The organism is Shuttleworthella sp. MSX8B (assembly GCF_000524295.1).
Taxonomy (GTDB): Bacteria; Bacillota; Clostridia; order Lachnospirales; family Lachnospiraceae; genus Shuttleworthia; species Shuttleworthia satelles.
Genome location: NZ_JAQT01000013.1, coordinates 1 through 18,321, shown reverse-complemented (window position 1 = coordinate 18,321; position 18,321 = coordinate 1). Strand labels below are relative to the sequence as shown.

At 53.5% G+C, this 18,321-nt stretch carries 30 protein-coding genes; 2 read left to right on the top strand and 28 right to left on the bottom strand.

All coding sequences use genetic code 11. The features are described from left to right. Window positions 1–52: 52 nt before the first annotated feature. The gene (gene rpmJ / locus HMPREF1508_RS03570) at window positions 53–166 is read right to left on the bottom strand and encodes a 50S ribosomal protein L36 (RefSeq protein ID WP_006906491.1); all 114 of its coding nucleotides are present in this window, start codon (window positions 164–166) and stop codon (window positions 53–55) included. 322 nt (window positions 167–488) lie between these two features. On the opposite strand from rpmJ, the gene HMPREF1508_RS03565 reads away from it, so the two are divergent. After that, window positions 489–2,255 (top strand): acyltransferase family protein, encoded by a 1,767-nt coding sequence (locus HMPREF1508_RS03565; protein ID WP_044959458.1) that lies wholly within the window; start codon window positions 489–491, stop codon window positions 2,253–2,255. Between the two features lie 261 nt (window positions 2,256–2,516). Here the strand turns inward: HMPREF1508_RS03565 and infA are convergent, their stop codons facing one another. The 24 genes from infA to rpsJ form a co-directional block, all read right to left on the bottom strand. After that, window positions 2,517–2,735: a translation initiation factor IF-1 gene (gene infA, locus HMPREF1508_RS03560; RefSeq protein WP_006906495.1), complete on the bottom strand. Its 219-nt coding sequence runs from the start codon at window positions 2,733–2,735 to the stop codon at window positions 2,517–2,519. Next, window positions 2,713–3,393 carry an adenylate kinase gene (locus tag HMPREF1508_RS03555; RefSeq protein ID WP_044959456.1) on the bottom strand — a complete coding sequence of 227 codons (681 nt, stop codon included), beginning with the start codon at window positions 3,391–3,393 and terminating at the stop codon, window positions 2,713–2,715. Before HMPREF1508_RS03555 ends, infA begins: the two co-directional genes overlap by 23 nt. A gap of 101 nt (window positions 3,394–3,494) precedes the next feature. Continuing rightward, window positions 3,495–4,808, bottom strand: coding sequence for a preprotein translocase subunit SecY (gene secY, locus HMPREF1508_RS03550; RefSeq protein WP_044959455.1), 1,314 nt, complete (start codon window positions 4,806–4,808; stop codon window positions 3,495–3,497). 1 nt (window position 4,809) lies between these two features. Next, window positions 4,810–5,250 (bottom strand): 50S ribosomal protein L15, encoded by a 441-nt coding sequence (gene rplO, locus HMPREF1508_RS03545; RefSeq protein ID WP_006906498.1) that lies wholly within the window; start codon window positions 5,248–5,250, stop codon window positions 4,810–4,812. 15 nt (window positions 5,251–5,265) lie between these two features. Next, window positions 5,266–5,448 carry a 50S ribosomal protein L30 gene (gene rpmD, locus HMPREF1508_RS03540; protein ID WP_006906499.1) on the bottom strand — a complete coding sequence of 61 codons (183 nt, stop codon included), beginning with the start codon at window positions 5,446–5,448 and terminating at the stop codon, window positions 5,266–5,268. A gap of 14 nt (window positions 5,449–5,462) precedes the next feature. Beyond that, window positions 5,463–5,972 carry a 30S ribosomal protein S5 gene (rpsE, locus tag HMPREF1508_RS03535; protein WP_006906500.1) on the bottom strand — a complete coding sequence of 170 codons (510 nt, stop codon included), beginning with the start codon at window positions 5,970–5,972 and terminating at the stop codon, window positions 5,463–5,465. A gap of 13 nt (window positions 5,973–5,985) precedes the next feature. Next, window positions 5,986–6,354: a 50S ribosomal protein L18 gene (gene rplR / locus HMPREF1508_RS03530; RefSeq protein ID WP_044959453.1), complete on the bottom strand. Its 369-nt coding sequence runs from the start codon at window positions 6,352–6,354 to the stop codon at window positions 5,986–5,988. Window positions 6,355–6,372: 18 nt separating this feature from the next. Continuing rightward, window positions 6,373–6,912 carry a 50S ribosomal protein L6 gene (gene rplF / locus HMPREF1508_RS03525; protein ID WP_044959451.1) on the bottom strand — a complete coding sequence of 180 codons (540 nt, stop codon included), beginning with the start codon at window positions 6,910–6,912 and terminating at the stop codon, window positions 6,373–6,375. Between the two features lie 62 nt (window positions 6,913–6,974). Further along, window positions 6,975–7,376 (bottom strand): 30S ribosomal protein S8, encoded by a 402-nt coding sequence (gene rpsH, locus HMPREF1508_RS03520; RefSeq protein ID WP_006906503.1) that lies wholly within the window; start codon window positions 7,374–7,376, stop codon window positions 6,975–6,977. 21 nt (window positions 7,377–7,397) lie between these two features. Then, entirely contained in the window at window positions 7,398–7,583 is a 186-nt protein-coding gene (locus HMPREF1508_RS03515) for a type Z 30S ribosomal protein S14 (RefSeq protein ID WP_006906504.1), read from the bottom strand. Window positions 7,584–7,602: 19 nt separating this feature from the next. Next, window positions 7,603–8,142 (bottom strand): 50S ribosomal protein L5, encoded by a 540-nt coding sequence (rplE, locus tag HMPREF1508_RS03510; RefSeq protein WP_006906505.1) that lies wholly within the window; start codon window positions 8,140–8,142, stop codon window positions 7,603–7,605. A 17-nt stretch (window positions 8,143–8,159) separates the two neighbouring features. After that, window positions 8,160–8,471: a 50S ribosomal protein L24 gene (gene rplX / locus HMPREF1508_RS03505; RefSeq protein WP_006906506.1), complete on the bottom strand. Its 312-nt coding sequence runs from the start codon at window positions 8,469–8,471 to the stop codon at window positions 8,160–8,162. A gap of 11 nt (window positions 8,472–8,482) precedes the next feature. Beyond that, on the bottom strand, window positions 8,483–8,851 hold the full coding sequence (gene rplN / locus HMPREF1508_RS03500; RefSeq protein WP_006906507.1) for a 50S ribosomal protein L14: 369 nt from the start codon (window positions 8,849–8,851) through the stop codon (window positions 8,483–8,485). Between the two features lie 16 nt (window positions 8,852–8,867). Then, window positions 8,868–9,125, bottom strand: coding sequence for a 30S ribosomal protein S17 (rpsQ, locus tag HMPREF1508_RS03495; protein ID WP_044959448.1), 258 nt, complete (start codon window positions 9,123–9,125; stop codon window positions 8,868–8,870). A gap of 33 nt (window positions 9,126–9,158) precedes the next feature. Continuing rightward, entirely contained in the window at window positions 9,159–9,365 is a 207-nt protein-coding gene (gene rpmC / locus HMPREF1508_RS03490) for a 50S ribosomal protein L29 (protein ID WP_006906509.1), read from the bottom strand. Then, on the bottom strand, window positions 9,362–9,793 hold the full coding sequence (gene rplP / locus HMPREF1508_RS03485; RefSeq protein ID WP_006906510.1) for a 50S ribosomal protein L16: 432 nt from the start codon (window positions 9,791–9,793) through the stop codon (window positions 9,362–9,364). The genes rpmC and rplP overlap by 4 nt, the downstream gene beginning before the upstream one ends. Before the next feature lies 1 nt (window position 9,794). Next, a complete protein-coding gene (gene rpsC, locus HMPREF1508_RS03480; protein WP_006906511.1) occupies window positions 9,795–10,451 on the bottom strand; it encodes a 30S ribosomal protein S3 in 657 nt (218 codons plus the stop codon). 14 nt (window positions 10,452–10,465) lie between these two features. After that, a complete protein-coding gene (gene rplV / locus HMPREF1508_RS03475) occupies window positions 10,466–10,852 on the bottom strand; it encodes a 50S ribosomal protein L22 (RefSeq protein WP_006906512.1) in 387 nt (128 codons plus the stop codon). A gap of 30 nt (window positions 10,853–10,882) precedes the next feature. Continuing rightward, a complete protein-coding gene (gene rpsS / locus HMPREF1508_RS03470; RefSeq protein ID WP_006907298.1) occupies window positions 10,883–11,164 on the bottom strand; it encodes a 30S ribosomal protein S19 in 282 nt (93 codons plus the stop codon). 10 nt (window positions 11,165–11,174) lie between these two features. Further along, window positions 11,175–12,017: a 50S ribosomal protein L2 gene (gene rplB / locus HMPREF1508_RS03465; protein ID WP_044959445.1), complete on the bottom strand. Its 843-nt coding sequence runs from the start codon at window positions 12,015–12,017 to the stop codon at window positions 11,175–11,177. Between the two features lie 79 nt (window positions 12,018–12,096). Further along, the gene (gene rplW / locus HMPREF1508_RS03460) at window positions 12,097–12,399 is read right to left on the bottom strand and encodes a 50S ribosomal protein L23 (protein ID WP_006906515.1); all 303 of its coding nucleotides are present in this window, start codon (window positions 12,397–12,399) and stop codon (window positions 12,097–12,099) included. Further along, complete coding sequence (gene rplD / locus HMPREF1508_RS03455) at window positions 12,399–13,019, bottom strand: 50S ribosomal protein L4 (protein ID WP_044959442.1); 621 nt, start codon at window positions 13,017–13,019, stop codon at window positions 12,399–12,401. Before rplD ends, rplW begins: the two co-directional genes overlap by 1 nt. A 28-nt stretch (window positions 13,020–13,047) precedes the next feature. Then, on the bottom strand, window positions 13,048–13,731 hold the full coding sequence (gene rplC / locus HMPREF1508_RS03450; RefSeq protein ID WP_006906517.1) for a 50S ribosomal protein L3: 684 nt from the start codon (window positions 13,729–13,731) through the stop codon (window positions 13,048–13,050). Between the two features lie 72 nt (window positions 13,732–13,803). Further along, on the bottom strand, window positions 13,804–14,121 hold the full coding sequence (gene rpsJ, locus HMPREF1508_RS03445) for a 30S ribosomal protein S10 (RefSeq protein WP_006906518.1): 318 nt from the start codon (window positions 14,119–14,121) through the stop codon (window positions 13,804–13,806). Between the two features lie 529 nt (window positions 14,122–14,650). Between rpsJ and HMPREF1508_RS03440 the strand changes: the two genes are divergently transcribed. Continuing rightward, window positions 14,651–15,577: a class I SAM-dependent methyltransferase gene (locus HMPREF1508_RS03440; RefSeq protein ID WP_044959440.1), complete on the top strand. Its 927-nt coding sequence runs from the start codon at window positions 14,651–14,653 to the stop codon at window positions 15,575–15,577. Here the strand turns inward: HMPREF1508_RS03440 and HMPREF1508_RS03435 are convergent. The 3 genes from HMPREF1508_RS03435 to HMPREF1508_RS03425 form a co-directional block, all read right to left on the bottom strand. Next, on the bottom strand, window positions 15,528–16,469 hold the full coding sequence (locus HMPREF1508_RS03435) for a magnesium transporter CorA family protein (protein ID WP_044959438.1): 942 nt from the start codon (window positions 16,467–16,469) through the stop codon (window positions 15,528–15,530). The two genes, HMPREF1508_RS03440 and HMPREF1508_RS03435, sit on opposite strands and share 50 nt — an antisense overlap. Window positions 16,470–16,622: 153 nt before the next feature. Beyond that, window positions 16,623–17,522 carry a tRNA pseudouridine(38-40) synthase TruA gene (truA, locus tag HMPREF1508_RS03430; RefSeq protein WP_044959437.1) on the bottom strand — a complete coding sequence of 300 codons (900 nt, stop codon included), beginning with the start codon at window positions 17,520–17,522 and terminating at the stop codon, window positions 16,623–16,625. A 177-nt stretch (window positions 17,523–17,699) separates the two neighbouring features. Beyond that, window positions 17,700–18,101, bottom strand: coding sequence for a Fur family transcriptional regulator (locus HMPREF1508_RS03425; protein ID WP_044959436.1), 402 nt, complete (start codon window positions 18,099–18,101; stop codon window positions 17,700–17,702). Between the last annotated feature and the right edge of the window lie 220 nt (window positions 18,102–18,321).

The following is an 18,321-nucleotide window of genomic DNA, read 5'->3' as shown; positions in this document are numbered from 1 at the left end:
AATCAGCCTGGCCCAGACCGGCCGGCTGCAGCCGCACGTCATTTGGGAATTATCATCCCTGTCTCTGGTTGTGCTTGGGATTCTCGCAGATGATTCTGATGCGTCCCTTTCTCTTGATGACCTTGCACTTCTCGCACATAGGCTTCACAGACGATCTTACCTTCACAGATCCTTCCTCCTCTCGTTAGTTTCGCGCTGTCTCAGGGTTTTTACGGTGTGGGTCAGTCACAGCTTTCCCTAAAAATGGGCGCACTTAGAGCCTTCTTTCCAAAAGCGTCTAGGGCAAATGATATCATCTGCCCACTGCGATGTCAACCAAAACCGCGTAAAATAGGCATTTAGGGCCTATACTCCATCTCTCCTTCCCATCTGCACAAGATCTTGTATCCATGATATACTGTTGTATTGACACCTGGTCTTTTACAGGTCATTTTTCTCCGGAGAATGATCTGTCGGGACCGACGGAAGCTGATCAGGGGGATTTCACTATGCCGACTTCATCTCGCGGACACATTCTGGGCCTCGACGGGCTTCGCGCCATCGCCATTACGGGAATTGTCCTCTATCACCTCATGCCGCAGCAAGTCCCCGGCGGTTATCTCGGCGTCACCCTCTTCTTCACCCTCATGGGCTATCTCATCCTTGTGAAGAACCCGGATGTCGTCCAGGGGAAGCCCTTTTATGCGGGAACATATTATAAGAAGAAATTCCTCCGTCTTTATCCCCCTCTTCTCATGGTATTGGTCTTGTCCTCCCTGGCTCTGCTGGTCCTTTATCCCTCCTATCCCAGGCGGGTTCTGCCCGAAGTGCTCAGCGTCCTCTTTGGCTTTAACAACTTCTGGCAGATTGCCCAGAACGCCAGCTACTTCACCCGTCTCGCCAACAGCTCCCCTTTTACCCACCTCTGGTTTTTGGGGCTGACCTTCCAGTACTATCTCATCTGGCCCCTGCTTTTGCTTCTGCTCAACCGCCTCCGTCCGCGGATCAGGAAATTCGGCCTGCGGCGGATCTGCTTCTGCTTTCTGATCCTCCTGTCCTTTTTGTCCATGCTGGAGGCCGGCCTTCTCTATCGCCCCGATCACGATCCCTCCCGCATCTATTACGGAACCGACACCCGCGCTTTCTCCCTCTTTCTGGGAATGGCCGCCGCCTTTCTCCCGGTCAGAAAGCCGCGCGCTTACTTTAAGGCGCATCGGGCAGCCGGCCTTGCCATTGCCGTTTTGGCCGCCATCGGAATCCTGACGCTGAGCCTGACGCTTGACGGTTCCTCCGCGGCCAACTACCGGGGCCTGATGCAGCTGGCGAGTCTTCTCTTTGCCCTTCTCATGCTCATGGTCATCTGGATGCCCTCCCTCCTGGGGCGTCTGCTGGATCATCCGATCTTGAGAGCGGTAGGCCAATCCAGCTATCTGATCTACCTTCTGATGTACCCGGTCATCTTCTTTGTCAGCCACTGCAGCCAGGACTCTTCGCACCCTCTCTGGAAGATCCTCTGCCTGGCCCTCATCGCGATCCTTACCGTCAGCCTCAGCTTCCTGGGCAGAAAGCTGTCCTCTCTCCCTCTTTCCGGCGGATCCCGCCATCTGACCCGAAGGAGGATTTACCTGGCCCTTCTTCTGGTCTGCCTGCTCCTCTGCGCCCTTCAATGGAAGATCAGCGGCCGCGCGATTGCCGCCCAGGCAAAGGACCAGGCGCAGATGGAAGAGGAGTTAAAGAGCCAGCAACAGCAGCAGGATCAGAGGAATGCCGATGCGCAGGGGGGCTCTAACCAGACAGATGCCTCCAGGAACTATTCCGTCACCGCCATTGGCGACTCCGTTCTCCTGGACGCCTCCAGCGCCCTCTCAAGTCAGATCCCCGGGATCTATGTCGACGGCAAGGTCTCACGCCAGGCCTGGGCGGTCAAAGACCTTATTAACTCCCTGAAGGAGAAAAATCTCCTGGGCAATATCATCATTCTCCACCTGGGCACCAATGGGGCCTTCCGTCAGTCTGTCGGGCAGGAGATCATCGACCAGCTAGGATCCGACCGCCAGATCTACTGGGTGACTGTCTACGCCCCCGGCGTAGCCTGGGCGGCCCAATCCAACGCCACCATCAAAGCCCTGGCTGACGCCAATTCCAATGTCCATCTGATCGACTGGGCCAGTTATGCCAAGGGACACCGCAGCTGGTTCTTCTCCGATGGGATTCACTTGAAGCCCGACGGGCAAAAAGCCTATGCAGAATTGATCAGGACCTCCTGCGGACTCTGACGCGGGCAGAGAGATCTGTGAAAAACAGCCAAAAAATCCCCCAAACACAGTATTGGATCTGGTCCCCGAAGGATCCCGCTCCGGCATTTGACATAGTGTCTGTGAAAAACGAATTCACACAAAGGAGGAAGCTTCAAGCCACAGGGACTTGAAGCTTCCTCCTTTCCATAATATACGCGCTTACAATATGCGATGACGCTGTTCCCTATGGATCAGTTTACCGTCACACAGGCAGATGTGGGTTGCATTGATTCATCTGAATCACTTATCTCTCCAGATAATTCTCCCCTTGGTCAGATCATAAGGAGACATCTCTACTGTCACCTTATCTCCGGGCAGGATACGGATATAGTTCATCCGAAGCTTCCCGCTGATATGAGCCAGAATCTGGTGCCCATTCTCTAATTCCACAGAAAACATGGCATTCGGAAGCTTCTCCAGGACCTTACCCTCAACCTCAATCACATCTGCTTTCGACATTCGATACCTCCAATTCATTGCCAAGAATGGCCTTAATCTGCGCAAAAACCACATCCATGGGCCGGGTTCCGTCCACTGTCTTAAGTACCCCTTCCCTCTCATAGTAATCGATGAGAGGCTGGGTCTGCTCATGGTAGACCTGCAGGCGGTTTGCCACCGTGGCCTCGCTGTCATCCGCCCTCTGGATCAGCTCTGATCCGCAGGCGTCGCAGACTCCCTCCTTCTCAGGCGGCAGAGCAGCCAGATGATAGGTGGCTCCGCAGGAAGGGCAGACACGTCTGCCGGACATGCGCCTGATAATATTCTCATCGGGGACATCAACATTGATCGCGAAATCGATGCTCTCTCCCCTGGCGGTCAGGGCCTTGCCAAGAGCCCGGGCCTGGGGAATGGTTCTCGGAAATCCATCCAGGACAAAGCCGTCCTCACAGTCATCCTGCCCGATGCGATCCATCAAAAGGTCGCAGGTCAGTTCATCGGGAACCAGATTTCCCGCGTCCATATACTCCTTGGCCTTTTTCCCCAGCGGGGTCCGATTCTTGATGTTGGCCCGGAAGATATCCCCTGTAGAGATATGGGGAATCCCATAAGCCAAGGCGATCTGCTTGGCCTGCGTTCCCTTTCCGGCGCCGGGAGCCCCTAACATAATAATCTTCATTTGCGCAAATTCTCCCATCTTCTGTCATCGAATACAGGCTGTGGGCATCCTTGTCATGAATCATGGGGATAGGATCTTGCGACCATATCCCCGTCAATTCGTCAATTGTTCAGGAAGCCCTTGTAGTTTCGAACCATCATCTGCGATTCGATCTGCTTGAGCGTCTCAATCACAACGCCCACGATAATAATCAAAGACGTTCCGCCAAAGGAAACATTGGCATTAAACAATCCGTTAAAGATAATGGGAAGCATGGTGACGATGGTCAGGCCGACCGCTCCAATCAGAATGATGGAGCGAAGGATTCCGCTGAGGTAGTCACTGGTCGGCTTACCGGGACGGATCCCGGGGATGAAGCCACCCTGCTTCTTGATATTATCGGCGATTTCCAGCGGATTAAAGGTAATTGATGTATAGAAATACGCGAACGCGATGATTAAAACCACGTAAATCGCAGCGCCGATTGTATAGATCCATTCCGCTGTGTGGAACCAGTGGGACTGGGACAAGAGCTTTAAGATCTTGGATCCGATTCCATTGCCGTTGCCCTTGCCCAAAAGAGCCGCCAGAATCACAGGCGTCTGCATCAGGGACTGGGCGAAGATAACGGGGATAACGCCTCCGGTATTCACCTTGAGGGGAATGTGGCTGCTGGTTCCGCCCACGCTTCGTCTCCCGGCAATCTTTCTGGAGTACTGGACCGGAATTTTGCGCTCCGCGTCCTGCAGATACACGGTCATAATGACCACCGCCAGAATAATCGCCAGAATGACAAGAGCCGCCAGAACGGCCTTGGCCGCAGCCTTGCCGCTGATAAACTGCTTGAAGAGGGTCTGGAGATCCTGCGGAATGCGGGAGATGATATTGATGACAAGGACAATGGAGATTCCATTGCCGACGCCTCTCTCCGTAATCCGCTCTCCGAGCCACATCAGAATGGTCGAGCCTGCCGTCAGTGCAACCACAACCTCAAAGACATAGAGGGCGTTAAACTGAACCAGGTAGCCGCCGCGGCCGAATCCGATCGCCATGGCCAGTGACTCTCCCAGAGCCAGGCCGACCGTCAGATAACGCGTAATCCGGGTCATCTTCTTGCGTCCCTGTTCCCCATCCCTCTGCATCTCCTCCAGAGCCGGGAAGGCAATGGTCAGAAGCTGCACAATAATGGATGATGTGATATACGGCGTGATGTTCAATGCGAAAATGGACATCTGGCTGAGAGATCCGCCCGTAATCGCATCCAGGAAATCAGATGCTCCCCCCGTAGAAGAGAACAGATTGTTGAACACATCTCCCTGAACGCCGGGCAGATGAATCATAGATCCGATTCTGACAACCACTAAGATCATCAGGGTAAACCAGATCCGTCTGCGTATATCCTTAATCTTGAACGCGTTGTGGAGTGTTTTCAACATATCAGATCACCTCTGCCTTGCCGCCAAGTGCCTCGATCTTCTCCCTGGCAGACGCAGAGAAGGCATTTACCTGAACATCGAGCTTCTTGGTCAAATCACCAGTGCCGAGGATCTTGACTCCGTCAAGCTCCTTCTTGATGATTCCGGCTTCCTTGAGGGCTGCTACGGTTACAACTGCGTCGTTGTCAAATACCTCAAGGGCAGATACGTTAATCGCAACGATCTGCTTGCTGTTGCGGTTTTTGAAGCCTCTCTTGGGGAGTCTTCTGAAAATAGGCATCTGGCCGCCCTCGAATCCGGGCCTCGGGGCGCCGCTTCTGGCCTTCTGTCCCTTGTGTCCCTTGCCGGCGGTCTTGCCGTTACCTGAACCGTGTCCACGGCCTCTTCTGCCCGCATCACTGAAGGTTGCGCCCTCCGCAGGTCTTAAAGTGGATAAATCCATTTCTGGCACCTCCTATTATGCTTCCTCTACCTTTACCAGATGAGCCACATGACGAACCATGCCGCGGACAGCCGCGTTGTCAGGGAGCTCAACCGTCTGATGCATCTTGTGCAGTCCGAGAGCCTCAACGGTCTTTCTGTTCTTGGGAACATTGCCGATGGGAGACTTTACAAGCGTTACTTTTAACTTATTAGCCATCTTCGCATTCCTCCTTAACCGACGATCTCTTCAACGGACTTGCCGCGGAGTCTGGCGACCTCTTCAGGACTCTTCAACTGGCGGAGCGCCTCGATGGTTGCCAGGACGACATTCTGCTTGTTGGAGGATCCCAGAGACTTGGTACGGATATTGGCAATTCCCGCAAGCTCACATACTGCGCGCGCGGGGCCGCCGGCGATGATACCGGTTCCGTCGGGAGCCTTCTTTAAAAGAACAGAAGCACCTGTGTGTTTTCCAATGATATCGTGCGTGATGGACTTGTTCTCGTCCAGCTTCACTTCGATGAGGTTCTTGGCTGCGTCCTCCTTGCCCTTGCGAATGGCGTCGGGGATTTCTGTCGCCTTGCCAAGACCTGCGCCAACATGGCCGTTGCCGTCGCCGACAACCACCAGAGCTGCGAAGCGCATGTTACGTCCACCCTTGACTACCTTGGTGACGCGCTTGATCGCAACTACGTTCTCGTTTAACTCCATCTGACTGGGGTCAATAATCGTACGCTTCATGTATTATCTCCTCTTAGAATTCCAGACCAGCTTCTCTTGCGGCATCAGCCAGTGCGGCCACCTTGCCCGCATAGATGAAGCCGCCTCTGTCGAAGATGACTTCCTTGACGCCGGCGTCGATTGCCCTCTTGGCAATGACGGTTCCCAGCCTGGAAGCTGCCTCTACATTATTCGTCTTCTCAAGGTCAGCCTTTACGTCTGCATCAAGAGTCGATGCGGAAACAAGGGTCTTGCCCGCTTCATCGTCAATCAGCTGCGCATACATGTGCTGATTGCTTCTGAATACGGCCAGACGCGGTCTGGCAGCGGTTCCTGAAAGAGTGTTGCGAATTCTTCTGTGCTTCTTGACACGGACTTCCGTTCTTGATTTCTTCGTAATCATTATGCCTCACTCCTTTACTTATTTCTTACCAGCCTTGCCGACCTTACGACGGATCGTCTCGTCGACATACTTGATACCCTTACCCTTATATGGCTCAGGAACTCTCTTGGATCTGATCTCGGCTGCATACTGACCGACCGCTTCCTTGTCGATTCCGGAAACGGTAATCTTATTGTCCTCGAGTGTGGTCTCAAGTCCTTCGGGATCATTCATTACAACCGGATGAGAATAACCAAGGTGGAGTGTCAGCTCCTTGCCCTTCTTAACGGCCCTGTAACCCACGCCGTTGATCTCAAGCGCCTTGGAGAAGCCCTCCTTGACGCCCAGAACCATGTTGTTGAGCAGGGATCTGGTCAGTCCGTGAAGAGACTTCATCTTCTTTAAATCATTGGGTCTGGAAACCTTCACCTCAGATCCCTCTACCTCGATGGTCATCTCAATCGGCAGATCTCTCTCAAGCGTTCCCTTGGGACCCTTCACCGTCACATGATTATTTTCTGCAATCTCTACGCTTACGCCGTCAGGAATTGCGATTGGCATTCTTCCAATACGTGACATGCCCGTACCTCCTAAATTTGTTATGGCTTACGCCATTGTCATAGCTGTCCTGGGGATTCTGTTTACCAAACGAAGGCCAGAACCTCGCCGCCGACCTTTTCCTTGCGGGCCTGCTTGTCGGTCAAAATTCCCTTGTTTGTGCTCAAAATCGCGATTCCAAGGCCTCCCAGCACATAGGGGATCTCGTCCTTTCCCGCGTAGATACGCAGACCGGGCTTGGAGATTCTCTTGATGCCGGAGATGATCTTCTCCGTCTTGTTCGCGTTGTACTTCATAGTGATATGGATGTTCTGACCCGCGCCGGCCTCAACCAGGTCGTACTTGGCAATGTAGCCCTCGTCAACGAGGATGCCTGCGATTGCGACCTTCAGCTTTGATGCGGGAACATCAACTGTATCGTGCTTTGCAGTGTTTGCGTTACGAATTCTCGTAAGCATATCTGCGATGGGATCACTCATAGTCATGATAAAAATTCCTCCTTCTGCTTACCAGGATGCCTTCTTAACGCCGGGGATCTCACCCTTGTACGCCAGCTCACGGAAGCAAACTCTGCAAACGCCGTACTTCTTGAGGTATGCGTGAGGACGACCGCAGATTCTGCAGCGTGAGTACTCTCTGGTGGAGAACTTGGCGCCGCGCTGCTGCTTTACCTTCATAGATGTCTTAGCCATGTAATATATTCCTCCTGAATCACTTCGCGAAAGGCATGCCGAAGAGCCTCAGGAGCTCGCGTGCCTCTTCATCCGTCTTTGCAGTTGTAACGAACACGATATCCATACCGCGGACCTTGTCCACCTGGTCATACTCGACCTCAGGGAAGATAATCTGCTCCTTGATTCCAAGGGCATAGTTACCTCTGCCGTCGAAGGAATTGGGGTTCACGCCGCGGAAGTCACGCACACGGGGGAGAGCCAGATTGACCAGCCGATCCATGAAGTCATACATCTTCTCACCGCGCAGGGTCGTCATACAGCCGATTGCCTGTCCCTCGCGAAGCTTGAAGTTGGCCACAGACTTCTTGGCCTTGGTCGTAACGGCATGCTGACCCGTGATGGTCTCCATGTCCTTCACCGCGCTCTCAAGAACCTTCGCGTTCTCCTTTGCCTCGCCGACGCCCATATTTACGACGATCTTCGCAAGCTTGGGAACTTCCATCTTATTCTTGTACTCGAACTTTTTGATCATCGCCTCGACGATCTCGTTCTGATACTGATCCTTTAATCTACTCAACGAAATGGCCTCCTTCTTTATTTGATCACTTCGCCGCTTGCCTTGGCAACGCGAACCTTCTTGCCGTCCTCTATCTTAAAGCCGACACGGGTCGTCTTGCCGTCGACTAAAAGCATGACGTTGCTGATATCAATGGGAGCCTCCTCCTCAATGATTCCGCCGGCCTGATTGGTCATACTGGGCTTGGTGTGCTTCTTTACAATATTAATGCCCTCGACGACAAGTCTGCCCTTCTTGGGGTCAACGGAGAGAACCTTTCCCTCGTTATTCTTATCTGCGCCGGCGATCACGCGGACCATATCGCCTTTCTTAATCTTCATTGTAGCCATCGTAATCCTCCTTACAGCACTTCGGGGGCCAGAGAAACGATCTTCATGAACTTGTGATCGCGAAGCTCTCTTGCCACGGGTCCGAAAATACGGGTTCCTACGGGGGTCTTGTCGTCCTTGACGATCACGGCGGCATTCTCATCGAACTTTATGTAGGAACCGTCGCTGCGGCGGGTACCCTTGACGGAGCGAACGACAACCGCCTTGACAACATCGCCCTTCTTGACAACTCCGCCGGGTGTTGCGCTCTTGACGGAAGCAACGATGATGTCGCCGATATTTGCGTATCTTCTTGTGGAGCCGCCCAGGACACGGATGCAAAGCAATTCCTTCGCACCAGTATTGTCGGCTACCTTCAATCTAGTTTCCTGCTGTACCATAATGTAGCCTCCTATATTACTTAGCGCGCTCTACGATCTCGGTCAGTCTCCACCTCTTGTCCTTGGACAGGGGTCTGGTCTCCATGACGCGAACGGTATCGCCCTCATGGGCCTCGTTGTTCTCGTCATGCGCCTTAAGCTTGTAGGTTCTCTTCACAATCTTGCCATACAGAGGATGCTTTACATTATCCTTGATCGCAACTATGATCGTCTTATCCATCTTATCGCTGACAACAACGCCCTGGCGTGTCTTTCTAAGATTTCTTTCTTCCACGATTGTTCTCCTCTCTCAATCTAAGATCGAATCTTACTGATTCTTCCCTGCCTCAGTGATCACAGTCTGGATGCGGGCGATGTTCTTGCGAACCTCCTTGATACGACTGGTATTCTCAAGCTGATTGGTAGCGTTCTGGAATCTCAGATTGAAAAGCTCCTTCTTAGCATCCTCGAGCTGGGCGCTGAGCTCAGCAAGAGACTTGGACTTTAACTCTGTAACAAATGTATTCGTCTTCATTCGTTCTCACCGCCTTCTAAGTCTGCCTTGGAAACGATCTTGCACTTGCAGGGCAGCTTGTGCATCGCAAGGCGAAGAGCCTCTTTCGCGGACTCCTCCGGTACGCCGGAGATCTCGAACATCACGCGCCCCGGCTTAACAACGGCAACCCAGTACTCCAGAGCGCCTTTTCCTGATCCCATTCGGGTCTCGGCGGGCTTGGCAGTCACAGGCTTGTCGGGGAAGATCTTGATCCAGATCTTACCGCCACGCTTCACATAACGGGTCATGGCGACACGGGCTGCCTCGATCTGATTGGACTTGATCCAGCAGGGCTCCGTGGCCACAAGGCCGTACTCACCGTTAGAAATCTTATTACCACGCATAGCCTTCCCGGTCATAGTGCCGCGGAACTGCTTGCGATGCTTTACTCTCTTAGGCATTAACATATTAGCGAGCGCCTCCTTCCGCTTTGTTCTTGTTAGGAAGAACCTCTCCCTTGTAGATCCAGACCTTGACGCCGACCTTTCCGTAGGTCGTATCCGCCTCAGCGAAGCCGTAGTCGATATCCGCGCGCAGGGTCTGAAGGGGGATGGTGCCCTCATTGTAGGACTCGCTGCGGGCGATATCCGCGCCGCCCAGGCGTCCGGAGCACTTGGTCTTGATCCCCTTGATCCCGGTCTTCATCGAGCGGCTCATAGTGGACTTCATGGCGCGGCGGAAGGAGACACGGTTCTCCAGCTGCTGGGCAATGTTCTCCGCAACAAGCTGCGCGTCCTTATCCGGCCTCTTCACTTCCTTGATGTCGATGAGAAGCTTCTTTTTCGTCAGCTTCTGAGCCTCAGCCTTGATCTTCTCGATCTCAGCTCCGCCCTTGCCGATGACAACACCGGGCTTGGCGGTATAGACGATGGCCTTGACGCGGTCAGAGGATCTCTCGATCTCAACCTTGGAAATACCGGCGCCGTAGAGCTTCTTCTTGAGGAAATCGCGGATGGTATGGTCCTCGACGAGGAAATCAGCGAACTCTTTCTCCGCATACCATCTGGAATCCCAGTCCTTGATAATGCCGACTCTTAAGCCGTGGGGATTAACTTTCTGTCCCATGTCATTCCTCCTTCTTACTTCTCATCCAGTACCAGGGTGATGTTACACATGCGCTTCTCGATGCGATAAGCTCTCCCCTGCGCTCTGGGTCTGATACGCTTCATGATCGGTCCCTGATTGGCATAAGCCTCAGCGACATAGAGGTCATTGACATTAAGGCCATTGTTGTTCTCGGCGTTGGCGATTGCGCTCTTTAAGAGCTTGGCGATTACGCTGGAAGCATATCTGGGGTTGTAGGTCACAACGCCAAGCGCGGTCTGTACGTCGAGACCACGGATGGCATCTAATACGAAGCAAGCCTTCTGAACGGAAATCCTGGCATAGGAAAGCTTTGCTGAAGGTCTTGTATCTTTCTGTTCGTTTCTCTCACGCTTGATCTGGGATCTGTGTCCTCTTGCCATGGTGCGGAAACCTCCTTTCGAATATTACGCTTATCTGACACCAGTCTTCTTCTCGTTGCCCTTGTGGCCGCGGAAGGTTCTGGTGGCTACGAACTCACCAAGCTTATGTCCGACCATATCCTCGGTTACATAGACGGGAACATGCTTGCGGCCGTCATAGACTGCAAAGGTATGTCCCACGAAGCTCGGGAAGATTGTGGAACGACGAGACCAGGTCTTGATTACGGTCTTGTCGCCGGAAGCGTTCATCGCGTTAACCTTCTTCAATAAGCTCTCGTCAGCAAATGGTCCCTTCTTTAATGAACGTGCCATTGTATCCTCCTTACTTGATTGCCTTACCGTCGCGTCTTCTTACGATAAGCTTGTTAGACTTTGCGTTCTTCTTTCTGGTCTTCAGACCCAGAGCAGGCTTGCCCCAGGGTGTTGAAGGCGCCGGACGTCCAACAGGAGCCTTACCCTCACCACCTCCATGGGGATGGTCGTTGGGGTTCATGACAGAACCGCGGACGGTCGGCCGGATACCCATATGGCGCTTTCTGCCGGCCTTACCAATCTTGATCAGGGAGTGATCGCCATTGCCTACGACGCCGATGCTGGCTCTGCAGTTCAGGCGAACCATTCTCATTTCGCCGGAGGGAAGGCGAAGGGTCGCGTAGCCGTTCTCCTTGGCCATCAGCTGCGCCGCATTGCCTGCAGACCGAACCAGCTGCCCGCCCTTGCCGGGATAGAGCTCAATATTGTGAATCATGGTACCTACAGGGATCTTCTCGATGGGGAGACAGTTGCCCACACGGATCTCTGCGTTCTCGCCGTTCATGACCGTCATGCCGTCGGTAAGACCGGCAGGCGCCAGGATATATGCCTTCTGGCCGTCTGCGTAGACAATCAGGGCAATGTTCGCGGTGCGGTTGGGATCATACTCGATGCCGACCACCTTCGCGGGCACATCATCCTTCAGTCTCTTGAAGTCGATCAATCTGTACTTGCGTCTGTTTCCGCCGCCCTGGTGGCGAACGGTGATCTTACCCTGGTTATTTCTTCCTGCATGCTTCTTCAGAGAGGTCGTCAGACTCTTCTCCGGGGTGCTCTTGGTGATCTCGGCGAAATCAGAGCCGGTCATGTTTCTTCTGGAAGGTGTATATGGGTTATATGCCTTAATTCCCACGTTAAACTCCTTTCACATTGCTGTGTTTATTCTCGTGCTTCACTGCACATACTCTCGGGACAGGGTCCCTGTTTCTGTCTTACAGGCCGGCGAATACCTCGATATCCTTGCTGTCCTCCGTAAGCTTGACAATGGCCTTCTTGGTCCTGGCCGTCTTGCCCAGAGGGCCTCTGCCCTGCCGCTTGGCCTTGCCCTCGCAGTTGATGGTATTGACTCTGGCGACCTTGACGCCATCGAACATCTTCTCAACTGCTTCCTTGATCATGGTCTTGTTGGCCTCGGGATGTACAAGGAAGGTGTACTCCTTATTTGCCATGCCGCTCATAGACTTCTCCGTTACGAGAGGCTTGAGGATTACGTCGTAGAACTGTACGTTAGCCATTATGCATATACCTCCTCGATCGACTTAACAGCCTCCTTGGTGACAACAAGGGTGTTGTACTTGAGGATGTCATAAACGTTAATGCTGTTGGTCTGCGCCGTCTTGACGTCAGGGATATTCCTGGCGGAGATGATTGCCTTCTCGTCATCCTGGCCCAGAACCACCAGAGCCTTCTCTACCTTCAGGTTCTTGAGAACCTCTGCGAACTTCTTGGTCTTGATCTCATCAAAGGCGAGCTGGTCGACAACGATCAGCTTATTCTCCTGCACGCGGCTGCTGAGCGCGGACAAGAGAGCCGCCCTCTTCTCCTTCCTGTTGAGCTTGAAGGAATAGTCGCGGGGAGTGGGGGCAAATACGACGCCGCCGCCGGTCCACTGGGGAGATCTGGTTGATCCCTGTCTCGCGTGACCGGTCCCCTTCTGTCTCCAGGGCTTGCGGCCGCCGCCGCGAACCTCTGAGCGGGTCTTGGCCTTCTGGGTTCCCTGGCGCTTATTGGCCAGCTGCTGCAGAACAGCCATGTGTACCAAATGATCATTTACTTCTACACCGAATACGGAATCGGCAAGCTCCATCTGCTCGACCTCCTTGCCCTCCATATTGAATACGGATACTTTAGCCATCGTTAAAGTTCCTCCTTTCCTCTCTTACTTACCTGCCAGCCTTGACGCTTTCCTTAATCGTCACTAAGGACCGCTTGGGTCCCGGAACAGCGCCCTTGATTAAGAGCAGGTTGTTCTCGGCGTCAACCTTGACAACCTCAAGGTTCTGGATGGTCACCTTAACGCTGCCCATGTGTCCGGGCATTCCCTTGCCTTTGAATACCTTGGAGGGATCGGATGCGGCGCCGTTAGAGCCCTGATGACGGTGGAACTTGGAGCCGTGAGCCATGGGGCCTCTGTGCTGGCCCAGTCTCTTGATGGCGCCCTGGAAGCCCTTTCCCTTGGAGATTGCGGTCGCGTCGACCTTATCGCCCTCCGCGAAGATATCGGCCTTGATCTCGTCGCCGAGCTTGTACTCGGAAGCATTCTCAAAGCGGAACTCGCGGACATATTTCTTGCCCTCGACACCGGCCTTGGCGAAATGTCCCTTGAGGGGCTTGTTCACGCCATGTCTGTGATGCACCTCTTTCCTGCCTGCCGCGTCCTTGGTGTTGATTTTGTCCTTCTTGTCCACAAAGCCAACCTGTACGGCCTCATAGCCGTCGTTTTCCAGAGTCTTAACCTGCGTAACCGCGCAGGGGCCTGCCTGAAGTACAGTGACCGGAATCAGGACGCCGTCTTCATTGAAGATCTGGGTCATTCCGACTTTGGTAGCTAAGATCGCTTTATTCATTATTAACCTCCTGTGATCTACAGCGGAATACGGCAAATGCCGTATTCATCCTAGAACAGTCGTCTGTTCTCATTACTTGTTCTTCATCTTGATGTCGATGTAAACGCCTGCCGGCATCTCAAGACGTGACAGAGAATCTACTGTCTTCTGGGTCGGGGTCAGGATGTCGATGAGCCTCTTGTGCGTTCTCTGCTCGAACTGCTCTCTGGAATCCTTGTACTTGTGTACGGCGCGCAGAATCGTAACTACTTCCTTCTTGGTCGGAAGAGGTACGGGGCCGCTCACCTCCGCTCCGTTCTTCTTTACGGTATCGATGATCTTCTTGGCCGATGCGTCAACCAGCTCATGATCATACGCCTTTAAAGTGATTCTCATTACCTGTGCTGCCATAAAAAAAGTCGCCTCCTTCGCACTTTCTCAGTACGACAAGCGGTGACTGTACACATTTCCGTGTGTGTCCTATCGAAAGCACACGTGGTATCTGCTCAAAGGCAGACCTTTGTTTGTGATACAGTGACTTGTCGCCAGTTTCCTAACTTGACATTCGCTCCACGGAAAACCTGCCACAGGGGCAGCAACCTCACGCTTCAACGCTATCAATGTCACAGCAAGAGTTACTATACACGAATTTTCAGGGCCTGACAAGCACAGAAGGACATCTTTTGTATTTTTTCGGAAACATTTTTTACCTCATCTAAATCTGCTCTCTCTCCTCGCCATTCTTCCTATATCTAGTGTCCCTATGCTATACTCTTACCGTCTTGTATGAGCGCATACATTCGGCTGACTCAGCAACCGGAATAAGAACTGGATCAGAGATCTTATCAGACAAACAGATTGCCCCCGCCGCCGCAATCATATTGGAGCGGCAGCAATCGTATTTCATATTTAACGGAAAGAACAACGGAGGAAAATGCCTATGTGGCTGGCAGATCGCTGGAAAGACTACGAAGTATACGACTGCTCCGGGGGGGAGAAGCTGGAGCGCTGGGGCAGCTACACCCTGCTTCGCCCGGACCCTCAGGTTATCTGGGACACAGCCCGCAGGGATCCTCACTGGAACAGGCTCAACGCCCACTATCACCGCTCCAGACGGGGCGGCGGCGAATGGGAGTTCTTTGACCTGCCGCAGGAATGGCAGATCTCCTATGAGCTCCCCACTGCCGGGCAGCTGACCTTTCGCGTCAAGCCCTTCTCTTTTAAACACACCGGCCTCTTCCCGGAGCAGGCGGCCAACTGGGACTGGTTCTCTGAGCTCATCCGAAAGCGCAAGGCCACCAGTCCCCAGTCCCAGATCAAGGTTCTCAACCTCTTCGCTTACACCGGCGGCGCCACTTTAGCCGCGGCCAGGGCCGGGGCAGCTGTCACCCATGTAGACGCCTCTAAGGGCATGGTGACCTGGGCCAGAGAGAATGCCGCCGCCTCCGGTCTTGCAGACGCCCCCATCCGCTGGCTGGTAGATGACTGCGGCAAGTTCGTCGAGCGGGAAATCCGCCGGGGCAGACGCTATGATGCCATTATCATGGATCCTCCTTCTTATGGAAGAGGCCCCAAGGGGGAGATCTGGAAAATCGAAGAGCAGGTCTATCCTCTGATCTGCCTTGCGGCCAGGATCTTAAAGGATGATCCGCTCTTCTTCTTGATTAATTCCTATACGACAGGCCTGCAGCCCGCGGTTTTAAGCTATATGCTCTCTTCGGCTCTGTCCTCCTTTGACGGCAGGGTTGAGGCTCAGGAGGTCGGCCTTCCCGTCTCCTCCAATGGTCTGATTCTCCCTTGCGGCGCAAGCGGTCGCTTTACAGCATCTTCTTGCGGTGCAGGAGCCAGGCAATCAGGACAGAAATAACCAGGGTGATCAGTATGATGATTCCAAAGCCGTGAGGCACATGGGCAAGAGGCATCCACTGATCGTCCACGTTCATGCCATAGATTCCGGAGACGATCGTTGGGATGGCCAGAATCAGGGTGACGGAGGTCAGAATCTTCATGACGTCGTTCAGGCGGTTGTTGATCACCGTGGAGAGAAGCTCTCTGGTCCCGTTGATAATATCCCGGTAGATTCCCGTCATCTCGATCGCCTGACGGTTCTCAATGATGACATCCTCCAGCAGATCTCGGTCTTCCGGGAACTGCTGGAGCCTTCCGTAACGGGTCAGCCGGTCCAGAACCATGGAATTGGCTCGGAGTGAGGTGGCGAAATAGACCAGGTTGGACTCCAGCTCGTGCAGATCAAAGAGGTCAGATTCCCCCGTCGAACCATTGATCCTCTCCTCTATCTCTTTGCGCTTTCGGTCAATGGTGCGCAGAAGCGACTGATAGACAATATTGGAATTATAGAGAATCTGATAGACAAAGCGCATCCGCTTCTTGGTGGAGAACTCCTTCATGCTCTGATCCACAAATGTCTGAAGAACCGCTGTCTCCTCCGTGCAGACCGTGATAACCACATCCTCTCTCAGCAGGATCCCCAGGGGAATCGTCTGATAAGAGTTGCGATTATTGCGGATCTCCGCAGTCGGGATATCCACCAGAATAAGCGTATATCCCTCCTCCAAACTAATTCTGGAGGACTCCTCATCATCCAGAGCCGCCCGAACATCAGCCACATCCATCTGAAAGCGGTCGGCTATTTCAACGCACTCCTCCGGACTGGGATTGGTCAGCTGCACCCAGGCTCCCTCGTCATAATCCTTTAATTTCTGAATGACTCCCTCGTCTGTCCTGTAATAATTGATCATCCCTGACCTCTCATCCCCTGTGGTCCTCTCTGCGCCTCTTTTCTCTTCCCCGGTCTCACTATCCCCGTGCAAAGACCGTGGAGTCAGTTTTCACCAGCTCTGATCAGGCGGCTTGCCCTGCCGCCCGCTATCCCCGCGCAAAGGGCTGCGGACTCAATCGTAATCTACCCTGATCAGGCACAGCCCTCTGGCCGGGGCGGTCGGTCCCGCAGCCTTGCGGTCCCTGGCCTCGAGAATCTTCTCGACATCCTGTGGTCTCATGCGATGCCATCCCACCTCCATAAGCGTTCCCACCAGGATGCGAACCATATTCTGTAAAAAACCGGTCCCGTGAAAACTGAAGTAAACGTATCCCTTGCTCCTGCGGATTTCAATCCGGTCTACCCTGCGGACCGTGGATTTCTTCATTTTGGGATTGCCGCAGAAAGATCTGAAATCATGCTCGCCCAGCAAACAGTTCGCCGCCTCCTGCATGGCGCTGACATCCAGTTCCTCTTCCAGGGGCGTGTAGTACCTGCGGTTGAAAACCGGCTTGACCCTGCCGTCAAAGGCCGTGTACTGATAGGTCTTACCGACCGCCTTATATCTGGCGTGAAAGCGGGCTGCCGCCTCCTTGAACGTGACCACGGAGATATCGTCCGGCAGGTAGTGATTGAGATAATCCTGCATTTCCTGACAGGTCATACTTCTGGGCTGATTTCTTCGCGTCAGCTGCGCGCTGGGCTCCGCATGCCAGGTCATATTTCCTGGCCGATTTCCTCTGTCCCGTCCTTTACTCTCCCTGCGCTCCCAGGGGCCCGGCCGGTAGGCAGGGGCTTCAAACGCAATAGAAGCCACCATCCCCCTGGCATGGACTCCGGCATCTGTCCGCCCGGCTCCAATCAGCTTGACAGGGGTGTCCGGCCTCATGAAATCCCTCTCATTCATCGCGAGGCCGCACATACGAGCCAGGGCCTGCTCCAGCTTTCCCTGAATGGTCTCCTGACCCGGCTGGTGTTCCCAGCCTGCGTAGCGGGTTCCATCATATGCAATTTTCAGCCGATAATTTTGCATCTGACCTCTCATTTCCGCCGCGCTTATCGTTCTCAGTCGATGAATCTGTGTGCCCCAATAAGCCTGCATTCTCCGCATCAATATAGCACAAAAAAGGAGCCCCCGCAGGAAATGATTCCCGGAGGGCTCCCAAAGAAACTCACAAAAGGCGTTCCGCTTCTGTCATGAAGTGGAACATCACCCCGCGTTCTCGACCTTCTCGCGATCTTCCACTTCTTTCTGGCGGCAGGACTCGCAGATCCCCTGGAGAATGACGTTCTCCACCTTAAAGGAATCCCCTGCCAGAAGCTGAAGCTCCTCCGGGATCACCAGGCGTTCCACAATGCTCCCGCACCGGCTGCAGCAGAGGTGGATATGAGGCGTATTTCGGCCGTCAAAATGCTCCTTGCCGTCGACCATGAAGCTGATCGCTTCCCCGCAAGCCGTCATGTCCTTCAAATTGCGATATACCGTTCCCAGTGAAATGTGGGGCATCTGTTCGCGCACGGACGCATATACCATATCGGCGGAGGGATGGTCGCTGCGGTTTTTTAAATTTCTGGCGATAAGCTCACGCTGCCTGGAATATCTCAGTGCCATATTTCACCTCAAATCCGCCGATCACGGGCGCTTGCAATAACAATACTTATTCTTATCTATGCCTCCATCCTATCCTTTCCGTGCCCAAATTGCAAGTTTCATCGCCTGAGTTCCGAAGTTTGATACAGCTTTCATCTCCCGCAAACTCTTGTGGTATTCCCTCAATTGTAAACTGAGATTCCATACCCAGGATCTCAGGCAGAGTTAATCATCAATAGTT